This is a genomic window from Alienimonas californiensis (assembly GCF_007743815.1).
GTDB lineage: Bacteria > Planctomycetota > Planctomycetia > Planctomycetales > Planctomycetaceae > Alienimonas > Alienimonas californiensis.
In genome coordinates this window covers 1,241,705-1,260,526 of record NZ_CP036265.1, presented here as the reverse complement: position 1 = coordinate 1,260,526, position 18,822 = coordinate 1,241,705, and the positions used below count along the sequence as shown (strand labels likewise).

Below are 18,822 nucleotides of genomic sequence, written 5' to 3'. Positions count from 1 at the left end.
CTCCGTTCTCTGCGGCGACAAACCGGCGGGCGAGCGGAGCGGGGCGCACAGAGCGCCCGGGCGCCCCTGACCCCTCACCCCCAAAGGTGAGGCGAGGGGAGCCAAAGTCGTCCTACAGATCGAGGTCGTCCGCCAGGCTCGCGCTCTCCATGATGAGGCGGTAGCGCTCGCCGGCGTCTTTCCCGAGCAGCTGGGTGAAGGCGGCGTCGGCTTCGAACTGGCTTTCCACATCCACCCGCAGCAGGGTGCGGGTGTCCGGGTCGAGGGTCGTTTCGCGGAGCTGTTCGCTGTCCATCTCGCCCAGCCCTTTAAAGCGCAGGACCTCCACCTTACGGCCGGCGGGGACCTCCGCGAGCAGCGCCTCCTTCGCGGCGTCGTCCATCGCGTATTCCGTGCGGTTCCCCACGCTGATGCGGTACAGCGGCGGTTGGGCGAGGAACAGCTTGCCGCTTTGCACCAGCCGGGGCATATGGCGGAAGAAGAACGTGAGCAGCAACGTCGAGATGTGATAGCCGTCGCTGTCGGCGTCCATCAGAAGGATGATCCGGCCGTAGCGGAGGCGGCTCTCGTCGAAGTTCGGCCCGATGCCGGCGCCGAGGGCCTCGACCACGCTTTTGACCTCCGCGTTCTTCAATACCTTGCCGGTGGAGAGACCCTCCGTATTGAGGATTTTTCCTCTCAAAGGCAGCACGGCTTGGGTGACGCCGTCGCGGCCCATCGCCGCGGTGCCGCCGGCGCTGTCGCCTTCGACGAGGAACAGTTCGTTCTTTTCGATCTCCTTGCCCCGGCAGTCGAGCAGCTTTTCCGGCAGGGCGCCGCGTTTTTTGCCGCCGGATTTGCCCCGCACGTCCGCGGCGGCGGCCCGGCTGGCGGCCCGGGCGCGGGCGGCCATCACCAGGCGGGCAAGCACGGCGTCGGCGACGGAGGGGTTGTTGTTCATCCACGTTTCCACCCCCTGCCGCACCACGCCCTCGACGAAGGCGGTCATTTCCGGGTTGTTGAGCTTCTCCTTGGTCTGACCCTGGAACATCGGGTCGCCGTGGAAGGCGCTGAGGATGCAGGTCACGCCCTCGCGGATGTCCTCCGGGCCGATCGTCACCCCTTTGACGGTCTTCTCGTGGGTGGACATATAATTGCGGACGGCCTTCAAGATGCCGGCCCGCAGGCCGCTCTCGTGGGTGCCGCCGGCGTGGGTGCGGATGCCGTTGACGTAACTGCGGACCTGCTCGTCCGTCGCCTCGGTCCACCGCAGGGCCAGCTCCACTTTAATGCTGCCGTCGTCCTTCTCCGCGGTGAAGGGCTCCTCGTGGACGAAGCGGCGTTTGCCCTCCTTGCACAGCTTGTCGAGGTAGGCCTTGATGCCGTCCGGCTGGACGAACTCGACCGTCTCCTTCTTCGCCTCGTCCGTGAACTTAATGTGCAGTCCGGCGTGGATGTAGGAGATATCCTCAAGATGGGTCTTGATGATCTCCGGGTTCATCCGGGTCTGTTTGAAGATCTGCTGGTCCGGGCGGAACACGATTTCCGTGCCGGTGCCGCGGAACTCGCGTTCCCGCTCCACCGGGCCGACGGGGACGCCGCGTTTATAGTGCTGGACCCACTCGTAGCCGTCGCGGTGGACGATGGCCGTCATCCGGCTGCTCAGGGCGTTCACGACGCTGCTGCCCACCCCGTGCAGGCCGCCGCTGCGGGCGTAGTTCTTGTCGGAGAACTTCCCGCCGGCGTGCAGCGTGGTGAGGATCACCTCCAGCGCGCTGCGTTTGTATTTGGGGTGATCGTCGACGGGAATGCCGCGGCCCCAGTCGCGGACGCGCACCGCCTGGCCGTCCTTTTCGAGGACGACCTCAATTTTATCGGTGTGGCCGGCGAGGAACTCGTCGACGCAGTTGTCGACGACTTCCCACAGCAAATGGTGCAGGCCGCGGTTGTCGACGCCGCCGATATACATGCTCGGCCGTCGGCGGACGGCTTCGAGCCCCTCCAGCACTTCAATATCCGCCGCCCCGTAAGAGGAGGGCGCGACGGCTTTCACGCTTTTGGTGAGGCGATTGGCGGGAGCGACGGCGGCGGACATGGGCGAACGGAGAGAAGGGGCGGTCGAGTGACGAGCGCGAATGCGGCGGGGACGCGGGGGGCCTCGGGGCGGCGGGCGGGCGGGGGCTACTTCGCCGCGGCCCAGTCCACCAGGTCCGGGCCTTCGTGGAGGACCTGTTTGAAGCCGGTACGCTGGCTGGTCTTCACCCCCTTGCCGCCGCGGCCGGTAGGGGTGTATTTCATCTGGCCGAACGGCAACTCTTTCTCGTTCACGTTTAAAACGTGCAGCACGTCGCTGGGGCGGCGGCAGAGTTGGGCGCCCAGCACGGCGTCGGACTTCTCCAGGTCGATGCCCTTCACCCCCTTGCCGGGGCCGGCGAGCACCGGGACGCTGTCGACTTTGAAGTGCAGCACGCGGGCCTTTTTCGTGGCGAGGAAGACGCTCTCGGCGCCGTCGACCCGCTCCACGTGGATCACGCGGTCGTCGCCGGTCAGTCGCAGGAACTTGCGGCCGCCCCGGGTGCTGACGTCCCGGAAGCTGGACAGCCCCACCCGCGAGACCTGCCCCTGCTCCGTGGCGACGAACAGGTGCGGGGCCAGCGAGGGCGTGCCCTCCACCTCGAAATCCAGCGGGGTGAAGCGTTGGTCGGTGCTGATCGCCGCGACGATCTTGACCCCGTCGTCCAATTTAACGTGCTTGCCCAGCGGCTCGCCGTAGCCGGTGCTGGCGGGGATCTGCTCGACCGGCAACGTATAGGCGGTGCCGTCCTCGGCGAAGAAGACGATCGCGTCCAGCGTGCTGGCGCCCAGCACGCAAAGGGTTTCGTCCCCCTCGCGGGTGCGGAGGGCGTCGACGGCGTTGATGGTGCCCAGCCGTTTGATCCAGCCGTCGCGGGTGAGCACGACGTTGGTGTCCTCCCGCACGATATAGGCGGTGGGGTCGAACTCCTCGACCTCCTCGCTGCCGCCCAAGGTGGTGCGGCGGCGGTCGCCGAAGCGGTCGCCGATTTCCTTCAATTCGGTCCGGATCAGCGCCCACAGGGCCGATTTGTCGCTCAGCAGCTTGACGAGGCGGTCGGCCTCGGCCCGCTTCTCGGCCAGTTCGCCGAGGATCGTGTCGATCTCCAGTCGGGAGATCTTATAGAGCATCATCTCCAGGATTGAGTTCGTCTGGCGCTCGTCCAGCGGGAAGGCGTCCATCAGCTTTTCGCGGGCGTCCGCCTTGCCGTTCGATTCGCGAATCAGCCGGAGCGCCCGGTCGATGCCGCTGAACAGGATTTCGTACCCTTCCAGCAGGTGAATCCGCCGGCGGAGGGCCCGCAGATCGTGCTTGAGGCGGCGGGTGACGGTTTGCAGGCGGAAGTCGAGGAAGACCCGCAGAAGTTGCTTGAGGTCCAGCCGGCGGGGGACCAGCGGGACGTCGGCGCCGCCGTCGATCAGGGCGGTCTCGGCGGGGTCGTCGTCGCCCGCTTCCTTCACGCCGAGGCCCTGCAGGGCCTCGGCGTTGTAATCCTCGCTCGCCGCGAACGTGTCGTCCGGCACCAGGGCGGTGAGGTTCACCGCGAAGTTCTGCTCCAGGGCGGTGTGTTTATAGAGGTAGGCCATCACGGCCTCGGCGTCCTCCTTACCCCGGACCGTGACCACGATCCGCAGGCCGTGGGCCCGGTCGGTTTCGTCGTCGGCCTCCAGCATCTGGGGCAGTTTGCGGCTCTCGGCGAGGGCCTTCAGTTCGCCGATGACCGCCCCGCTGGTCACGCCGTGGGGCAGGCTGTCGATCACCAGCCGGGCCGGCTGGGCCTTCCGGCGGCCCTTCTGCTGGTCGTCCTCCGGGTCGAAGTCCCACATGGCCCGCACCTTGATGGAGCCGCGGCCTTCCTCGTACGCCGTGCGGATGTCGGTGCGGTCGGAGACGATCCGCCCGCCCAGGGGGAAGTCCGGCCCCTTCACGCCCTTCTGCATCAGGGCGGCGACGGTGGCGTCGGGGTCGTCGATCAGGTGGCAGGCGCTGTTCACCACCTCCCGCAGGTTGTGCGGCGGGATGTTGGTGGCCATGCCGACCGCGATGCCGGTCGCCCCGTTGACCAGCAGGTGGGGGAAAGCGGCGGGGAAGACGACCGGCTCGGTGCGTTCGGCGTCGTAGGTGGGCCGGGTGGGAACGGTGTTCTTGCCGAGTTCCGCCATCAGCGACATCGCCGGGGCGGTGAGGCGGGCCTCCGTGTACCGGGCGGCGGCGGCGGGCAGGCCCAGCACGCTGCCGAAGTTCCCCTGACCCTCCACCAGCGGGACCCGCATCGCGTGGTCCTGGGCGAGGCGGACAAGGGTGTCGTAGGCGGCGGTGTCGCCGTGGGGGTGGTACTTGCCGATGGTGTCGCCGACGATGCGGGCGCACTTCACCGTTTTCGTGCCGGGAGCGAGGTTCAGCTCGCGGCCCATCACGTACAGGATGCGGCGCTGGACCGGCTTGAGCCCGTCCCGGGCGTCCGGCAGGGCCCGGCTGCCGATGACGGAGAGGGCGTAATTGAGGTACCGCCGGCGGGTCTCCTCGGCGAGGGAGACGTAGCGCACCTCGGGGCGTCCCTCGGGCCGCACGCCCTTCTTGCGCCGCCGTTTCTTCTTGGGGGCGCCGTCGGCGGACCCGTTGGAACTGGGAGAGGACGCGGCCACGGCGGCGGAGGGGCGGGAACGGAACAGGTGGACAGAAGGGCAGTGGATTGTACCGGATTCGCGTCGGTCTGCCTACGGGGATTGCGGGGGAAGGGCGGACTGTTGCGGCGTGGGCGTTATCATCCGAGGCGTCGAAGAAACACGAGCTAGGCGAAGGAGGCGAGTCGATGATCCCAGTCTTCGCACCGCGGTTCGACTTGGACGAGTGCCGCAGCGACGCGGAACGGGCATTCGTGGAGGCGCTCCACGCCCGCGCCGACGCGGGCGGGTGGTTCGCGGACTCGTGGCGGGTGTGGGACGACCGGCTGACGGTGTCCGTCTGCGTGTGTGACAGCGAGCCCGAGTACAACTGCGTCCTGCGCACGCTCCGAGTCGACTTCGACGAGGGGGCGGTCCAGTTCGGGCCGGACGAAACGCACCAGTTCGCCACCGACCTGGACCCGGCCCGGCCGGGGGTGTCGGCGCTGTCCGGCCTGCCGATCGTCGATCTGGCGGCCGCGGCCGCCGACTGGCTGGAGCGGGAGATTCGTCGGCCAATCGTGCGGCGCGAGTGGGACCGCCCCGATTGCCGCGGGGTGGCTCCCCGGCTGTGGGCGCTGGCGGATACCGGCGAGAGCGTCACGGCCCGTGGGCAGCGAACGCCCGACTTCGGCCCGCCGGACCGAGTTGTGCCGGTCCGCCGTTAACGTCCATATGCACGACACCGATAAGTAGAGAGCGTCGAATGCGGCTCGCGGCGGAGTATCATGCGGAGCAGTGGTGGGGCGGATCAGAGAACTCCAACCGAGCCGCGGGCGCCGTGTCGATGGAAACGAAACTGCGGCTCGGGCTCCAAGTCGCCCTCAACGGCTGGATCGGCGACGAGACCCGGCTTGTTACAGCGGCGTGGACGCGAGAAACCGTCTCGATCATCGTCTACACCCATGGCGAGATCGCGGCGGAACTCGCCGAAGATCTCCGGGAAGAGGTCGCTCAATGCCTTGTCCCAACTCTCGATCCGCAGTACTCCGGTACGCCAGTTGTCAACGTGGCGTTCGTCCGTTTGGACGATCCTCAGCCGATTCCGGTGAAGGGCATCGTGATCTTCAGTCGACGAGGAGTCTCGTTATTAGATGACGTCCCGCCGCACTTCCGGGAAATCCCCTTTGGCTCCGCCGAGTACCGCCAGGAGTACGAACTGCGGGACGAGGTGCTGCGGCGGCCGTTGGGGCACCGCCTTGCGGACGACGACCTGTCCGGCGAAGCGGAGCAACTGCACTTCGGGCTGTTCGACGCCGAGTCGTTGCTGGCCTGCGTGGTGGCCGTGCCGCTCGCGCCCGGGGACGTGAAACTCCGGCAGATGGCGGTGCGGCCCGACGCGCACGGTCAAGGGCTCGGGCGCCGGCTGATGGAGGCGGTGGAGCAGGAACTCACAGGGCGGGGCGTTTCCCGCGTCACGCTGCACGCTCGGGCGACGGCGGTCGGGTTTTATGAAAAACTCGGCTATCGGCGGGTCGGCGAGGAGTTTGTCGAGGTGACCATCCCCCACTTCAAGATGCAGAAAGACCTGACGCGGAAGGACTGTCCGCCGACGGCGCCCGCCCACGCATGACTGACGTGACGTCGATCGGCCGTCCGCCCTGGAGCCGGGCGGAGATGGCGGCCGCGCTGCCGGAGTTCGAGCGGCTGTACGCAGCGCGGCCGATCCGGCACAACGTCGGCGGGATGCGGTTTCCCCACATGTTCGCCGCCTGGTTCATGGCAAGGCGGCTGGCGCCGCCGTTGATCGTCGAGAGCGGCGTCTACAAAGGGCAGGGGACCTGGCTGTTGGAGCAGGCCTGCCCCGACGCGAAAATCGTCGCGCTCGACCCGGACCTGTCGCAGCGAATCTATCGCTCCGAAAAGGCCGTCTATAGCGAGCGGGACTTCTCCGAGTACGACTGGTCCGACGAACCGACCGGCTCCGCCCTGGCCTTCTTCGACGATCACCAGAACGCATTCAGCCGTCTGCAACTCTGCAAATGGTTCGGGTTTCGCGACGTGATCTTCGAAGACAATTATCCGCCGTCCCAGGGCGATTGCTACAGCTTGAAGCAGGCCTTCGCCGGCGCCGGATTCGCCCCGGCCGGCGGCCGGCGGCCGGGCGCCGGACTCGTTCGGAAGGCCCTGCGAAGCATTGAACGGGCGTCGGGCTTCACGCCGCAGTTCGTTCGCTCCGCGATCCCGCCGAACGTCCACGACGCGGCGGCCCTGCGGCGCAACCTCGAAATCTATCACGAGTTCCCGCCCGTCTTTCAAACGGACAAAACGCGATGGGGCGACGATTGGACCGAGCCGAATTACCTGACGCCCGCTCCGCTCCTCGAACCCCCGGCGGGCGTCGAACATCCGGTCGCCTGGGGCGAGGCGGCGAGTTATACGTGGATCTGCTACGCACGGTTGGCGGGATGATCGCGGCGTCGCCCGGAATCCCTACCCCGGCGGCTCCGCCCGGCGGTCGACGGCGGTTTTGAGTTGCCGCACCGGGCGCACGTCCAGGTCGTAGAGCCGCCAATGCGTCGTCTCGGCGAGGCGTTCCGCCTCGCGGAGGCGGTTCATTAAATCCTCCGCCGTCGTCACGGCGTCGGCCTTGGGGGAGACGAAGATCGTGCCGGTCACGGCCCGGCCCTGTTCGCGGAGGCGGAACTCCACGTCCTCCACCCAGTCCAGGGCCAGCAATTGTTCGCGGAGTTCGCCCGGCAGCGGGTCGGCGGACCGATCGCCCACGCCGGTGGGCACGTGGTCCATGAGGTCGGCCACGACTTGGGCCGTGCCGCGGGCGCCGTCGCGGGTGACGTCCAACCCGATCAGCCCCGCGGCGACCGCGTCCGCCCACCACCAGCCGTATCCGACGCCCAGCACCCCGAAGGCGCCCGCCAGGCCGGTCATCCAGTCGGCCTTGTTCATCTTCGCGTCGCAGGCCAGCACGTCGTCGTGCAGCTCGTCGGCGAGTTTTAATTTCATCCGGCCCAGAATCATCGGCGGAATCACGCTGTAGATCAGCGCCGCGATCATGACCCAGCCGGCCCAGATCGGGTCGTCGAACAGCCAGCCGCCCAGCGGCAGCGTCGCCCCGATCGTGGGCCGCTCCCCCTGCGCCAGCGTGAGCAGCGCGTCGACGACCAGATATCCGCCGAGCATTAATAACGCGACGGAGGCGCCCAGGTAGGCGATCTGCATCGACCGCAGATAGCCGAACGGAAAGCGGTCGTTGGGCGCCCGGAACTCGAACCGGGAGGCCCACAGAAACGCGATCGGCGGCACCAGCGAGAGCAGATCCTCGATCCACGCCGCCTGCATCGCCGCGCTGGAGCCCATCGCCCAATAAATCACGGCGATGATCGAGGCCAGCCAACCCAGCGTCCACCACTCCAGCCGGCGGGCGCGGGCGTACTTCGGGCGGCGGTCCTCCGGCAGCCGGTACGGGTGCCGCGGGCGGACGTCGGCGTGGGGCAGGGCGGGATCGCTCATCGCGACGCCTCGCTGTCCGGGCCAGCCGGCTCCTCGGTCGCGGCGGGTGTCCGGGCCGCGGCGGGTTCCAGCGGGCCGGGGCCGGCTTCGGCGAGCAGCCGCTCCCGCCAGGCGTCCTCCCGTGCGGCCGCGGCCCGGGTCAGATGGCGGTCCAGGGCGACCAGCCAGCCGTTCTCCCCCGGCGGGACGGCCATCACATGCTCGCGGGGCTCTTCCAGGTCCGGCCGGGGGGGCTCGGTGAAGTAGACGCGGCTCAGACCCACCCGGCCGGCCCAGGGGGTGTCGTCGGTCAGCCCGCCGGCGACCAGGTCGAGCTGCCGGTGTTCCAACTGGCGCAACGCCTCGTCGCCGGAGCCCCAGAACCAGACGACGCGGGCGTCGTGGGCGGCGGCGAACTCCTCGACCAACTCCACCTCGATCCCCGCCGGTTCGCCGTCCTCGCCGCGGACGACCCAGGGGGCGTCCTCCGTCAGCCCGGCCCGCAGCACATTGCCGCGGACAGACTCCGTCGTGCTCCCCGGATCCCGGGGCAGATCGCAGCCGGCCAGCCCGACGACGAGCGCCGCCCCGCCGAGCAGCCGGGCGCACAAGCCCCCCCGCCCCAGGCGGACGGCGGCGGGATTGCGGGGCGACATGAGCCCAGCATGGCGCCGGACCCCAGGGGGCGGATCGGGGCGGTGACGGCCGCTGCCGTCCGGGGAACCCCCGCCGGCCTGCGGGGACGGGACCGCGGATCTTGGGGCCATGAAACGCGACCACGCAGGTTGCATCCCCGGCGCTAAACCGGGTCGCGGGGGGAGACCCGCGGGCTCGTCGATGCGGCGGAACTATTCGGCGTTCAGGTACAGGGTGATCGGGTCAGGGCCCGCGGCGTCGGCGGCGCGGAGGAAGGTCTTCGCGAACGCCTCCGGGGTGAGGTGGGCGTCGTAGTAGGCCGCCGCCGCCCGCGCCATCCGCCGCCGCTCCTCCGGGGGCATCGCCAGCGCCTCCCCGACGCGCTCCGTCAGTTCGTCCTCGGTGCGGAACAGCAGCGCCTCGCGGTCGGTCAGCGGCGGTCGCATCAGGTGGGCGTAATTGATGATTGGAACGGCGCCGACCGCTAACGCTTCCACGACGTTGTGCGCGTGGGGGATTTTGAAGCCGGGGGCGGTGAGAAAGAAGTCGGCCTGGGCGAGGGTCGGCAGCCAGTCCTCCGCGTCGATCCGCCAGCCGTCCGTGCGGACGAACCGCCGGCGGGCGTCGCCGCCGAACCGGGCGAGGGCCGCTCGGAACGCCCCGCCCCCGGCCCGACCGGCTGCCGTCGGCCCGTCGTCACCGGCTGCCGTCGGCCCGTCGTTCGGCGGCGGGGGCAGGCGTAACGGGGCGTGCGGGCCCGCGTCGAGCCGAGCGAGGATCGTCGCGCGGGGCAGCAGTCCGTATCGCTCCGTGATCGGGCCGCCGGCGGCGTACAGGGCGGGGTCCACAGCGCCGGCGAACAGCACGCCGGCGGTCCGCTCCGTCGCCCGCAGGCCGGTCAAGTCGTCGATCGGCCGCGTCCCCTCGCGGCCCGGGACCGCCGGGCGGTATTGCACCGGGTGCATGGTGAACAGCGCCGTCAGCCCCCCCGGGGGGGCTGAGTACCAGTCGTAATCCAACCGCATCACGGCCCGCCACGGCCGCTCCGGGACGTCGGTCGAGGGGTCTTCGCTGACCCAGACGGTTTGGGCGGGGTCGGTCGGCGGGGGATCGGCGGGGCGGCCGCGGCGGGTGGTTTCGACCGTCAATCCCGGCAGCCCGAGCAGCTCCCGGCCGTAGCCGTCCGCCCGGCCCATCGCCTCGGATCGGACGCGCAGGTGGACCGAAAACCCGCCTGCAAAGAGCGTTCGCCCCAACAGGTAGTGGTCGCGGTCGAGCGGCCGGTCGCGGATGTCCAGCACCACCGTTCCCCCCGCCCCCGGGCCCGGCGGCGGGCCGCCGGCGACGGGGCGGTGCCGCGCCGCCGCCGCGTCGCCCCGCCAGCCCATCTGCAGCCGCCGCACCGGGGCGAGGAGGCGTCGGGCGAGGCGGCCGAGTGACATGCGGGGGCGGCGGGGGCGAGGCGAACGCGGCGGCAGCGGGCGCGGCGACTGTGCCCCCGTCGCCGGGGCGGTTCAAGCGGCCGCCCCGGCGGCGGGCGGCCGGTCGGGCGGGGTTCTATGGTGGAGTCGATTGCAGAGCCGCTCCCGCCCCGTTCCCTCCCGCCCCCGATTCGAGCCGGCCGTGAAGATCAACCTCGACCGCTACCGCATCCGCCCCGGCAAGCGGCCGGACCTCAAACGGCGGGCGAGCGCCGATACGCAGGGGCTTGACGAGAAGGGGGACGCGGACAGCGTCGAGGAGCAGCTCGCGGAGTACCGCGACCGCCTCGCCGACCTGCAGGAACGGCTCTACGCCGAACGCAAGCAGTCGCTGTTGGTCGTCCTGCAGGCGATGGACGCGGCGGGGAAGGACTCCACCGTGGAGCACGTCTTCGGAAGTATGAACCCGGTCAACGTGCGGGTCTGGAGCTTTAAAAAGCCCACGCAAAAGGAACTGGACCACGACTTCCTCTGGCGGGTCCACAAGCAGGCCCCCGGGGCCGGGTACGTGGGCGTGTTCAACCGTTCCCACTATGAAGACGTATTAATCGTCAAGGTGCACGGCTGGGCGGACAAAGACGCGATCGAACGCCGCTACGAGCACATCAACCACTTCGAGGCCCTGCTGGCCGACCGCGGGACGCGCGTCCTCAAGATCATGCTGCACGTCTCGAAGGACTATCAGCTCGAACGCTTCCGCCGTCGGCTCCGCAAGCCGAACAAGCACTGGAAATTCAACCCCGCCGACCTCACGGAGCGAGCCCTGTGGGAGCAATATCAAGACGCCTTCGAGATCGCCCTGGAACGCACCTCCACCAAGGCGGCCCCCTGGTACGTGGTCCCCAGCGAGGAACGCTGGTTCCGCAACCTGGCGATCAGCCAGCTATTGGTGAGCACGCTGGAGGAGATGAACCCCCGGTTCCCGCCCCCGGACTTCGATCCGGCGGATTACCCGCCGGAGGCGATTGAATAGGGGCCGGCAACCAAAACCCGTCCTCCCCTCGCCCCCTTTTGGGGGAGAGGGGCCGGGGGTGAGGGGGCGGTGACTCACGCACTCTGTTGACGGTCCGCCTACTCGCCCGCCGCCCGGTTCGTCACCGCATAGAGCGAGGACGTAGGAACCGTGCCTCACCCTCACCCCCGGCCCCTCTCCCTCAAGGGAGAGGGGGGAACGACGGCAGCGATTGACTCACTCCGTCGGCGGCGTGATGCGATAGATGCGCCCGTTGCCCTCCTCGGTGAACAGCAGCGCGCCGTCCGGGGCGAACTGCACGTCGACCGGGCGGCCGCAGGTCAGCGGGACGGAGGGGTCGAGCAGGAAGCCGGTCGCGAAGTCCTCGTAGACGCCGGTCGGGCGGCCGTTCTCGAAGGGGACGAACACGATTTTATAGCCCGTGCCCTCCTCCCGGTTCCACGACCCGCGAAGGGCGCTGAAGGCCCCGCCGCGGTAGCGTTCCGGCCATTGGTCGCTGTCGCAGAACGCCAGCCCCAGCGCCGCGGAGTGCGACCGGTACAGCACGTCCGGCGTGACGGTCTTCGCCACCAGGTCCGGCCGTACGCTCTTCCCGTCCCCGTTCTCCCCGCCGACGACGTGGCGGGGGTCGATGTGCTTCGGCGTCAGGTAGGCGTAGGGCCAGCCGTAGAAGGCGCCCTCCTTCACCAGCGTCAGATAATCCGGCACGAGTTCGTCGCCGATTTTATCCCGCTCGTTGACGTTCACGTAGACCTCGCCGGTCTCCGGGTGAAAGTCCAGCCCCACCGGGTTCCGCAGGCCGGAGGCGTAGACGCTGCGATGCGTGCCGTCGAGGTTCATCCGCAGCACGGCGGCCCGCGGCGGGGCCTCCTGATCGGCGTTCGATTCGCTCCCGACCGTCACGAACAGATGCTTCCCGTCCGGGGCGACGCGGACGTTCCGCGTCCAGTGCTGATTATAACCCTGGCCGGGCAGTTCCGTGATCGGCACGGGGGGCGCCGTCAGCTTCGTCTGCCCCTGTTCGTAGGCGTACCGCAGCACGGCGTTCGTGTTGCCGAGATAGAAGTACCACTGATCGTCCACCTGCGAAAAATCCATGCCGAAGGGCAGGTTGGCGCCGTTCGACTCGTCCAGGAACAGGTGCCGCTCGTCCGAGACGCCGTCGTCGTTCGTGTCGCGGAGCAGGTGAATCTTGTTCGTGCGGCCGCAGGAGACCAGCACGTCCCCCTCCGGCGTGAGCGCCAGCCAGCGGGCCTTTTCAACGCCCTCGGCGAACAGGTTCGCCTGGAACCCCTCGGGGACGTGCAGGTGGAAGTCGTCCGGCGGGACGACGACCTTGGGATTCTTGCTGACGCTTTCGGAGGCGTACGGCTTCGGCAGGTCCTCGACCGTGATGCGGATGGGCTGGGCGTCGACTGGTTCGACCGGCACCCGGGCGTCCGCGGGGACGTCCGCGGCGGCGGCCCAGGGGGCGGCGCCGGCGGCCAGCAGGGCCGCCCCGAGGAGGCGGCGGTGGACGGGACGGAGGCGGGACCGAAGCATGAGGGCGAACCTGTTTGTCAGGACGAAATGATTCCAACGGCGACGACGCCCCCATGGTAAACCGACCGTCCGCCGCCCCTCACCCCCGCGGCCCCGGCGCCGCCCCGCCTCACCGGGTGGGGCTTGCTCCGGGGCAGCGTGCCCGAGCGGGGTTCACGCTGATCGAACTGCTGGTCGTGATCGCGGTGATCGCGCTGCTGGTCGCGCTGTTATTGCCCGCCGTGCAGCAGGCCCGGGCCGCGGCCCGGCGGACGGAGTGCGCCAACAACCTCAAACAGCTCGGCCTGGCGCTGCACAATTTGGAGGGGGTGAAAGGCCGTTTCCCCGCCGGCCGGGGGGCGCCGCTGCCGGTGATCTTTTCGCCGCAGGCCCATCTGCTGCCCTATTTGGAAGGCAGCGCGCTGCACCGCAGCATCGATTACGACGCCGCCCCGGTGACGTTCGGCATCGGCGGCGGGGTGACGTTCAGCGGCGCCGACAACGCCCCCGCGGCGGGGACGACGGTGCCGACCTTCCTCTGCCCCGCCGACGGCCTCGGCCGCGTCCCCGGGCTGGACGCGGACCCCGACCGCTTCGGCGCCACGAATTACGCCGGCAACGCCGGCAGCGGGTTGAAGGAGTACGGCTCGCTGACCGACGCCGACGGCGTGTTCTTCACCGGCTCGGCGATCCGCTTCGCCGATTTAAGAGACGGCGTGACGAACACCGTCGCGTTCAGCGAGCGCCCGCTCGGCCCCGGGGGGACGGTCGACCTCGACCCGCAGGCCGCCGCCGACCCCCTGGCGACGGCCCGCTTGATCCGCGAGATCCCCGGCGGCGACGACCCCACCGACGCCGCCTGCCTCGCCGACGCCCCCGGCGGCTGGTTCGCCCAGCGCGGCGGGAAATGGATTCTCGGCAACTACGGCAACACCCTCTACGACCACGCCCTCCCGCCCAACGCCGCGGCGTGGGACTGCATGAACGAACGCCAACAAAAAGCCCGCCTGACCGCCCGCAGCGAGCATAGCGGCGGGGTGCAGGTCGCCCTCTGCGACGGCGCCGTCCGCTTCGTCGCCGACGGCATTGACCTCGAAACCTGGCAAGCCGCCGCGACGCGGGCGGGGGGGGAGGTATTGGACGAGGGGTGGTGAGGCCGGGATTGCGAGCGCACACGGCCGGGCGGCGCGGGTAGAGTCCCAACAGTGCCTTGTGCTCTGTCGGGTGCCACTGGCTCCGCCAGTGCGAGTGACGTTGGAGAATCGGTCACGTTGCGAACCGGTCGGGCGTCACTCCGGCACTGGCGGAGCCAGTGGCACCCAGAAGGGCAAGGTGCTGCCGGACCCTCACCAGTGCCACCCGCCGAGGTGTTGGACGAGTGGTAAGGTGGGAGTTGCGAGCGGATGTGCTGCCCCGCATGCTTACCAAGCTCCGCAGTGCGAGCATGGTGCCCCCGGAAGTTCACACTTGTGCCACCCGCCAGCATGCTACACGTCTTGCTCGACACGCAGCCAATATTTGCATCCGGTTTCAGCTTTAAGACTGCGCGATTGCTGCAACTCGCAGCTGCCAGCAAGGCAGGACAAATCCGGATCTATATGACGGCTGTATCCGTAGATGAGGTAAATCATCATCTCGATGACAAAGCGACGGCCGCTGTGACTGCAGGGCAAAAGCTCGCAAAATGTCTTAGGCCACTTGGCACAGTCTCGCAGATTGTCGGGCTAGAGCTGCCTCCAGTCGATCGCATGCGGAGTGACTTCAGGAGGAGTTTTAAGGACTATATGTCTTCGGCCGAGATCGAGCGGCTCGAGGCCGACGGGGTGAGCGTGTCGGAACTAATGTCGATGTATTTCAAGAGGCTACCTCCTTTCTCAGACAGAAAAAAGAACGAGTTCCCCGACGCTGTGTCGGTTCTCACTGCGATTCGCTGGTGCGAGAGAACCGGGCGCAACCTGCACGTTGTTTCCGGTGACATGGACTGGAAAGAAGCGTGCGAAAGACTTGCGTGCCTCAAATGGGAAAGAGATCTTGATGGTCTTCTGGATCGGTTGCCTCCCCTGAAGCTGGACGTGTCAGCCGAAGTGGCTCACATGTTTCACAGCGAAAGAGTTCCGATAGACGATGAAGTGCGGACCCAGTTCGAGGAGCTGGTCTTTCGCCTTGCTGATTACGATGGGGAGATCATTCGCGTGACGTCAAGTCATTTCACTCCGGACCGAGTGATCGTTGTTGAGGCAGAAGAGAACGAGGGCGTGGGACGTCTGACTATCGATGGAACAATCGATTATGACGCGTCGATTTCCGTAGACATGCCGCTCCCGCTTGGGGTCTACGGCGAAGTTGACTCGGAGCATACTGGTCAGGAGGAGATAGTGGTCACGAGGGAGTCGCAAGTTACTGTGGAGGTCAGCTTTAAGTTTCGTCGTGAGCGGGAAGATATTGTCGTGGAGCCGGTCGATGTCGATCTAGTAAGCTGTGACACGGAAATTCGGGTTAATGAGTAGAAGGTCGTATTCGCTGGGTGCCACTGGCGTCTCGCCAGTGCGCGTGGCGTTGCTTCTTGTCATTTCCTGAACCGCTCTTCGAAGTCGCCCTCCATGGGCAAAATGCCAGCGCCACCCTCCGGCCGATTGCGAGCGATCGAGCGTCCCGGACGCTGCCAGCGTCCGGGACGCGGCGTACACGGGCGGCGGCGCCCCGGCGAGGGCGGCCGGGGAGGGACTTTGAAGTCCTGCGGGCGGGAGCGGGCGTCGCAGCGTCTTGACGGCCCGGCCGGGGTCGGGTGGGCTGGTTTTGCGTCCGCCGTTCGCGGGACGGCGGACCCTCGGCCCGGAACTCACCCCGCTCGCTCGCTCCCCCACGAAGGCACGAAGATGAACGAAACGACCCGGCGGAACGCACTGAAACTGGCCGCCGCCGGCGGCGTGATGGCGGTCGCCGGCGGCGCCGCGGCCGCTCAACCGGCGGGCGGGCCGGCGCAGGATATGTGGCGAGCCTGGGCCGTGACGAAGGGCAAGCGGCCGCGGCTCCGCGTCGAGGGGATCTATTCCGGGGGAGGCCTCGGCACGGTCGCGACGCTTAAACCGGCCGTTCCGCAGGGGACCATTCCCGAAACCCTGCTGCTCAATTTGTCGCTGGCGACGCTGCCGGGGATGTGGCCCGCCGTCCTGACCCCGATTCCGGTCAGTTACACGAAGACGCCCTATCAGGGGGAATACACCTCCGTGCAGGTGCTCTACCCGGACGGCAGCTCCAGGACGATCGAACAGATCACGGACGCCGGCGCGGGGCCGAAGGGCGCCGCAAAGCCGAAGTGAGCGGGGCGGCGGCGAGGAAGCGAGCGTCCCGGACGCTTCAAGCGTCCGGGACGCGGCCGTGCACGGGGTCGGCGGCGGTCGGTAGGATGGCGGCCGTTCGCTCCCCGCCCCGGATTGCTGCGTGCCGCTAATTGAGATCGTCGCCGTGGTCTTCGGGCTGGCCTGCGTGGGGCTGACGATCCGTCGCAGCATCCTGTGCTGGCCGACGGGGCTGGTGCAGGTCGTTCTGTCTTCCGTAATCTTCTGGCAGGTGAAGCTCTATTCGGACTTCGCCCTGCAACTGATTTACGTCGGCTTGCAGATCTACGGCTGGCGGGAATGGCTCCGCGAACGCCGGCCCGTCGGGGAGTCCGTCGGTAAACCCGTTGGGGAGGACGCCGAAGCCGGGAACCCTGCCGGGGCGGGGGAGGTGCCGGTGGGGCGGCTGTCCGGGCCGGCGTTCTTCGGCTGGGCGGTGGGGATCGCGGTCGGCTCGGCGGCGCTGGGCGGGGCGATGAAGGAATGGACGGACGCGGCGCTGCCCTTCGGCGACGCCTTCACCACCGTCGCCAGCCTCGCCGCCCAATGGCTGCTGGCGAAGCGGGCCGTGGAGTCCTGGCTGATCTGGATCGCCGTCGACGTGGTCAGCATCGCGAATTATTACCACAAGGACCTGCACCTCTTCGCCGGGCTCTACGCCGTCTTTTTAGTGATGGCGACGGCCGGGTACTTCGCCTGGCGCAGGGCCGCCGCGACGGGCGAACCCGTCGAACCGCCGGCGATCGCGGAGCCGGCGATCGCCCAGGCGAAGTCTTGAATTGATCTCGCCGTGACGCACGCCGGGCCGACCGTCGGGTTCACGCTGGGCAAGTTCGCCCCGCTGCACGCCGGGCATGTGGCGCTGATCGAAACCGGGCTGGCGGAGACGGACCGCTTCGTCGTCCTGATCTACGACGCCCCGGAGACCACCCCCGTGCCGTTGCCGGTGCGGGCGGACTGGATTCGCGACCTGTATCCCACGGTCGAGGTGATCGAGGGCTGGGGTGGGCCGACGGAGGTGGGCGACACTCCGGCGATCCGGGCGGTGCAGGAAGAGTTTATTCTCAAATCCCTGGCCGGGCGGCGGGTGACGCACTTTTATTGCAGCGAGTTCTACGGCGCACACGTCTCCCGGGCGCTGGGGGCGGTCGACCGGCGGTTCGACCCGGCGAGAACGGCGGTACCGGTCTGTGGTACGGCGGTGCGGGCGGACCCGGTCGGCCTGCGGGACCGGCTGCCCCCGCGGGTGCGGTGGGATTTATTGACGAAGATCGCGTTCGTCGGGGCGCCCTCGACGGGAAAGACGACGCTGTGCCAAGCCCTCTCCGAGCGGTTCGGCGAGCCGTGGGTCCCGGAGTACGGGCGGGCCTATTGGGAGGAGCACGCGATCGACCGGCGGCTCTCCCCGGAGCAACTGGTCGAGATCGCCGTCGGGCACCGGGCCGCGGAGCAGCGCCTCGCCGCGGACGCCCGGCAAACGCTGTTCGTCGATACCGACGCCTCCACGACCCGCGTGTTCGCCGACGACTATCACGGCGGGGCGCTGCCGGAACTGGACCGCCTCGCGGCGGCCTGTGCGGGGCGGTACGACCTGACGTTCCTGTGCGGGGACGAGATCCCGTTCGACGACACGCCGGACCGCAGCGGCGTCGGGCAGCGGGCGGTGTTTCAACGCCGCATCGTCGCGGACCTGCTGCGACGCGGCCGGCCGTTCGTCACGCTGCGAGGAACGCCGGCGGAGCGGGTCGCCGCGGTCGAGGCCGTGCTGGGCCGGTTCCGCAAATGGGAGTCGCTGCCGGACCGGTTGTTGGCCGGGGATTGAACGTCGTGCGGGGTGTGAAACCTTGCCGGTTTCGCGGGTCGACCGGACTGCTCTTGACGTGCCGCGGCGGAGGGGTCCGAACGTGCCGGCGGCGCTCATCCCGCGGGCCGGGGCGGGCCGATGTTCGGGGCGGGTCGTCCCCCCCGACGCCGCCTCGCCCGTCCCCGCGTCTTCGCGGCGCCGACGGGCGGAGGCGGCGTCGGAACGGGGAGCCCGTCAAGGACCGACCACCGCCCCCTATCGCACCCCCCGGCGTCGCGTGAGATTGCGCGACGCCGACGGCGGCGCCGGGGCCCATGCCCGCAGGGACGCCCCATGATCCGCCCCCTTCTCACCCGCCGTTCGCTGGCCCGCCGTGCGCTGGCTCGCGTCGCCGCCGCCCTGGCCGTCGCCGCCGCCGTCGGCAGCCTCGCCGCCCCGACGGTTTCCGACGCCGCGTTCGCCCGGGAGCACGCCCCCGGCGCCCCGCCGGAGGCGCAGGCCTATCTGCATCAGGAAGGGTACGTGGCGCTGAACGCGCCGCTGTACCCCTCGCCCCGGCAGGATATTCCCATCCAGGTCGGCGGGACGATGATTACGAACCCCGCGTACGCCCCGCACGAATACCTGTACGCCCACGATTACAACGCCCTGTACGGGCCGTTCTATCACCGGGCCCGCGGCCACTGGGTCGTCACGCCCTGGGGCGTGCGGAACCGGGAGAAATGGGACCTGGTGGGCACCGAGGTGAAGGTGAAGTACCGGAGCAAAATCCCGTTCATGGCCGGCTTCGCCCCCCCGTTCAACACGTCGAACACCCTGTTCGACAACGAGTGGGGGAACACCCCCGGGTACGGCTCGCCCGCGACCGGCAGCCCGAACTTCCACCACTGACCGCTCGCGGCG

Annotated in this window: 16 protein-coding genes; 10 read left to right on the top strand and 6 right to left on the bottom strand. The window is 68.9% G+C overall.

All coding sequences use genetic code 11. From position 1 onward, the window contains the following. Positions 1-112: 112 nt before the first annotated feature. Entirely contained in the window at positions 113-2,074 is a 1,962-nt protein-coding gene (locus tag CA12_RS04945) for a DNA gyrase/topoisomerase IV subunit B (protein WP_145357769.1), read from the bottom strand. An 86-nt stretch (positions 2,075-2,160) separates the two neighbouring features. Continuing rightward, positions 2,161-4,698 carry a DNA gyrase/topoisomerase IV subunit A gene (locus CA12_RS04940; RefSeq protein ID WP_145357768.1) on the bottom strand — a complete coding sequence of 846 codons (2,538 nt, stop codon included), beginning with the start codon at positions 4,696-4,698 and terminating at the stop codon, positions 2,161-2,163. Between the two features lie 167 nt (positions 4,699-4,865). On the opposite strand from CA12_RS04940, the gene CA12_RS04930 reads away from it, so the two are divergent. From CA12_RS04930 to CA12_RS04920, 3 genes are read left to right on the top strand one after another with little or no spacing between them, the layout of a single operon-like run. After that, positions 4,866-5,384, top strand: a complete 519-nt coding sequence (locus tag CA12_RS04930; protein ID WP_165700558.1) for a hypothetical protein — start codon at positions 4,866-4,868, stop codon at positions 5,382-5,384. A 38-nt stretch (positions 5,385-5,422) separates the two neighbouring features. Continuing rightward, entirely contained in the window at positions 5,423-6,289 is an 867-nt protein-coding gene (locus CA12_RS04925) for a GNAT family N-acetyltransferase (protein ID WP_207622147.1), read from the top strand. After that, positions 6,286-7,128, top strand: coding sequence for a hypothetical protein (locus tag CA12_RS04920; RefSeq protein ID WP_145357765.1), 843 nt, complete (start codon positions 6,286-6,288; stop codon positions 7,126-7,128). The genes CA12_RS04925 and CA12_RS04920 overlap by 4 nt, the downstream gene beginning before the upstream one ends. Positions 7,129-7,149: 21 nt before the next feature. Here the strand turns inward: CA12_RS04920 and CA12_RS04915 are convergent, their stop codons facing one another. The 3 genes from CA12_RS04915 to CA12_RS04905 form a co-directional block, all read right to left on the bottom strand. Next, a complete protein-coding gene (locus CA12_RS04915) occupies positions 7,150-8,187 on the bottom strand; it encodes a cation transporter (RefSeq protein ID WP_145357764.1) in 1,038 nt (345 codons plus the stop codon). Further along, positions 8,184-8,822 carry a substrate-binding periplasmic protein gene (locus CA12_RS04910; protein WP_165700557.1) on the bottom strand — a complete coding sequence of 213 codons (639 nt, stop codon included), beginning with the start codon at positions 8,820-8,822 and terminating at the stop codon, positions 8,184-8,186. Before CA12_RS04910 ends, CA12_RS04915 begins: the two co-directional genes overlap by 4 nt. 192 nt (positions 8,823-9,014) lie before the next feature. Further along, positions 9,015-10,244, bottom strand: coding sequence for a glycosyltransferase family protein (locus CA12_RS04905; protein WP_145357762.1), 1,230 nt, complete (start codon positions 10,242-10,244; stop codon positions 9,015-9,017). 181 nt (positions 10,245-10,425) lie between these two features. Here CA12_RS04905 and CA12_RS04900 point away from each other — a divergent pair, with 181 nt between their 5' ends. Beyond that, complete coding sequence (locus CA12_RS04900) at positions 10,426-11,256, top strand: PPK2 family polyphosphate kinase (protein ID WP_207622146.1); 831 nt, start codon at positions 10,426-10,428, stop codon at positions 11,254-11,256. Between the two features lie 216 nt (positions 11,257-11,472). Here CA12_RS04900 and CA12_RS04895 read toward each other — a convergent pair whose 3' ends face one another. Then, the gene (locus tag CA12_RS04895; RefSeq protein WP_145357760.1) at positions 11,473-12,798 is read right to left on the bottom strand and encodes a PQQ-dependent sugar dehydrogenase; all 1,326 of its coding nucleotides are present in this window, start codon (positions 12,796-12,798) and stop codon (positions 11,473-11,475) included. A gap of 53 nt (positions 12,799-12,851) precedes the next feature. Between CA12_RS04895 and CA12_RS04890 the strand changes: the two genes are divergently transcribed. The 6 genes from CA12_RS04890 to CA12_RS04865 all read left to right on the top strand — a co-directional run bounded on the left by CA12_RS04890 (position 12,852) and on the right by CA12_RS04865 (position 18,810). Beyond that, positions 12,852-13,931, top strand: coding sequence for a DUF1559 domain-containing protein (locus CA12_RS04890; protein ID WP_145357759.1), 1,080 nt, complete (start codon positions 12,852-12,854; stop codon positions 13,929-13,931). A 249-nt stretch (positions 13,932-14,180) separates the two neighbouring features. Next, the gene (locus CA12_RS04885; RefSeq protein WP_315851327.1) at positions 14,181-15,284 is read left to right on the top strand and encodes a PIN domain-containing protein; all 1,104 of its coding nucleotides are present in this window, start codon (positions 14,181-14,183) and stop codon (positions 15,282-15,284) included. 369 nt (positions 15,285-15,653) lie between these two features. Continuing rightward, the gene (locus CA12_RS21840; protein WP_165700555.1) at positions 15,654-16,097 is read left to right on the top strand and encodes a twin-arginine translocation signal domain-containing protein; all 444 of its coding nucleotides are present in this window, start codon (positions 15,654-15,656) and stop codon (positions 16,095-16,097) included. Between the two features lie 121 nt (positions 16,098-16,218). Continuing rightward, positions 16,219-16,893, top strand: a complete 675-nt coding sequence (gene pnuC / locus CA12_RS04875) for a nicotinamide riboside transporter PnuC (protein WP_145357756.1) — start codon at positions 16,219-16,221, stop codon at positions 16,891-16,893. A gap of 12 nt (positions 16,894-16,905) precedes the next feature. Beyond that, a complete protein-coding gene (locus CA12_RS04870) occupies positions 16,906-17,937 on the top strand; it encodes an AAA family ATPase (protein ID WP_145357755.1) in 1,032 nt (343 codons plus the stop codon). A gap of 315 nt (positions 17,938-18,252) precedes the next feature. Next, positions 18,253-18,810 (top strand): hypothetical protein, encoded by a 558-nt coding sequence (locus CA12_RS04865; RefSeq protein ID WP_145357754.1) that lies wholly within the window; start codon positions 18,253-18,255, stop codon positions 18,808-18,810. Positions 18,811-18,822: the final 12 nt, after the last annotated feature.

Coding starts and splice junctions, on each gene's coding strand:
- CA12_RS04945 (WP_145357769.1), bottom strand. CDS start 2,074: ATGTCCGCCGCCGTCGCTCCCGCCAATCGCCTCACCAAAAGCGTGAAA.
- CA12_RS04930 (WP_165700558.1), top strand. CDS start 4,866: ATGATCCCAGTCTTCGCACCGCGGTTCGACTTGGACGAGTGCCGCAGC.
- CA12_RS04925 (WP_207622147.1), top strand. CDS start 5,423: ATGCGGCTCGCGGCGGAGTATCATGCGGAGCAGTGGTGGGGCGGATCA.
- CA12_RS04920 (WP_145357765.1), top strand. CDS start 6,286: ATGACTGACGTGACGTCGATCGGCCGTCCGCCCTGGAGCCGGGCGGAG.
- CA12_RS04915 (WP_145357764.1), bottom strand. CDS start 8,187: ATGAGCGATCCCGCCCTGCCCCACGCCGACGTCCGCCCGCGGCACCCG.
- CA12_RS04910 (WP_165700557.1), bottom strand. CDS start 8,822: ATGTCGCCCCGCAATCCCGCCGCCGTCCGCCTGGGGCGGGGGGGCTTG.
- CA12_RS04905 (WP_145357762.1), bottom strand. CDS start 10,244: ATGTCACTCGGCCGCCTCGCCCGACGCCTCCTCGCCCCGGTGCGGCGG.
- CA12_RS04895 (WP_145357760.1), bottom strand. CDS start 12,798: ATGCTTCGGTCCCGCCTCCGTCCCGTCCACCGCCGCCTCCTCGGGGCG.
- CA12_RS04890 (WP_145357759.1), top strand. CDS start 12,852: ATGGTAAACCGACCGTCCGCCGCCCCTCACCCCCGCGGCCCCGGCGCC.
- CA12_RS04885 (WP_315851327.1), top strand. CDS start 14,181: ATGTGCTGCCCCGCATGCTTACCAAGCTCCGCAGTGCGAGCATGGTGC.
- CA12_RS21840 (WP_165700555.1), top strand. CDS start 15,654: ATGAACGAAACGACCCGGCGGAACGCACTGAAACTGGCCGCCGCCGGC.
- CA12_RS04865 (WP_145357754.1), top strand. CDS start 18,253: ATGATCCGCCCCCTTCTCACCCGCCGTTCGCTGGCCCGCCGTGCGCTG.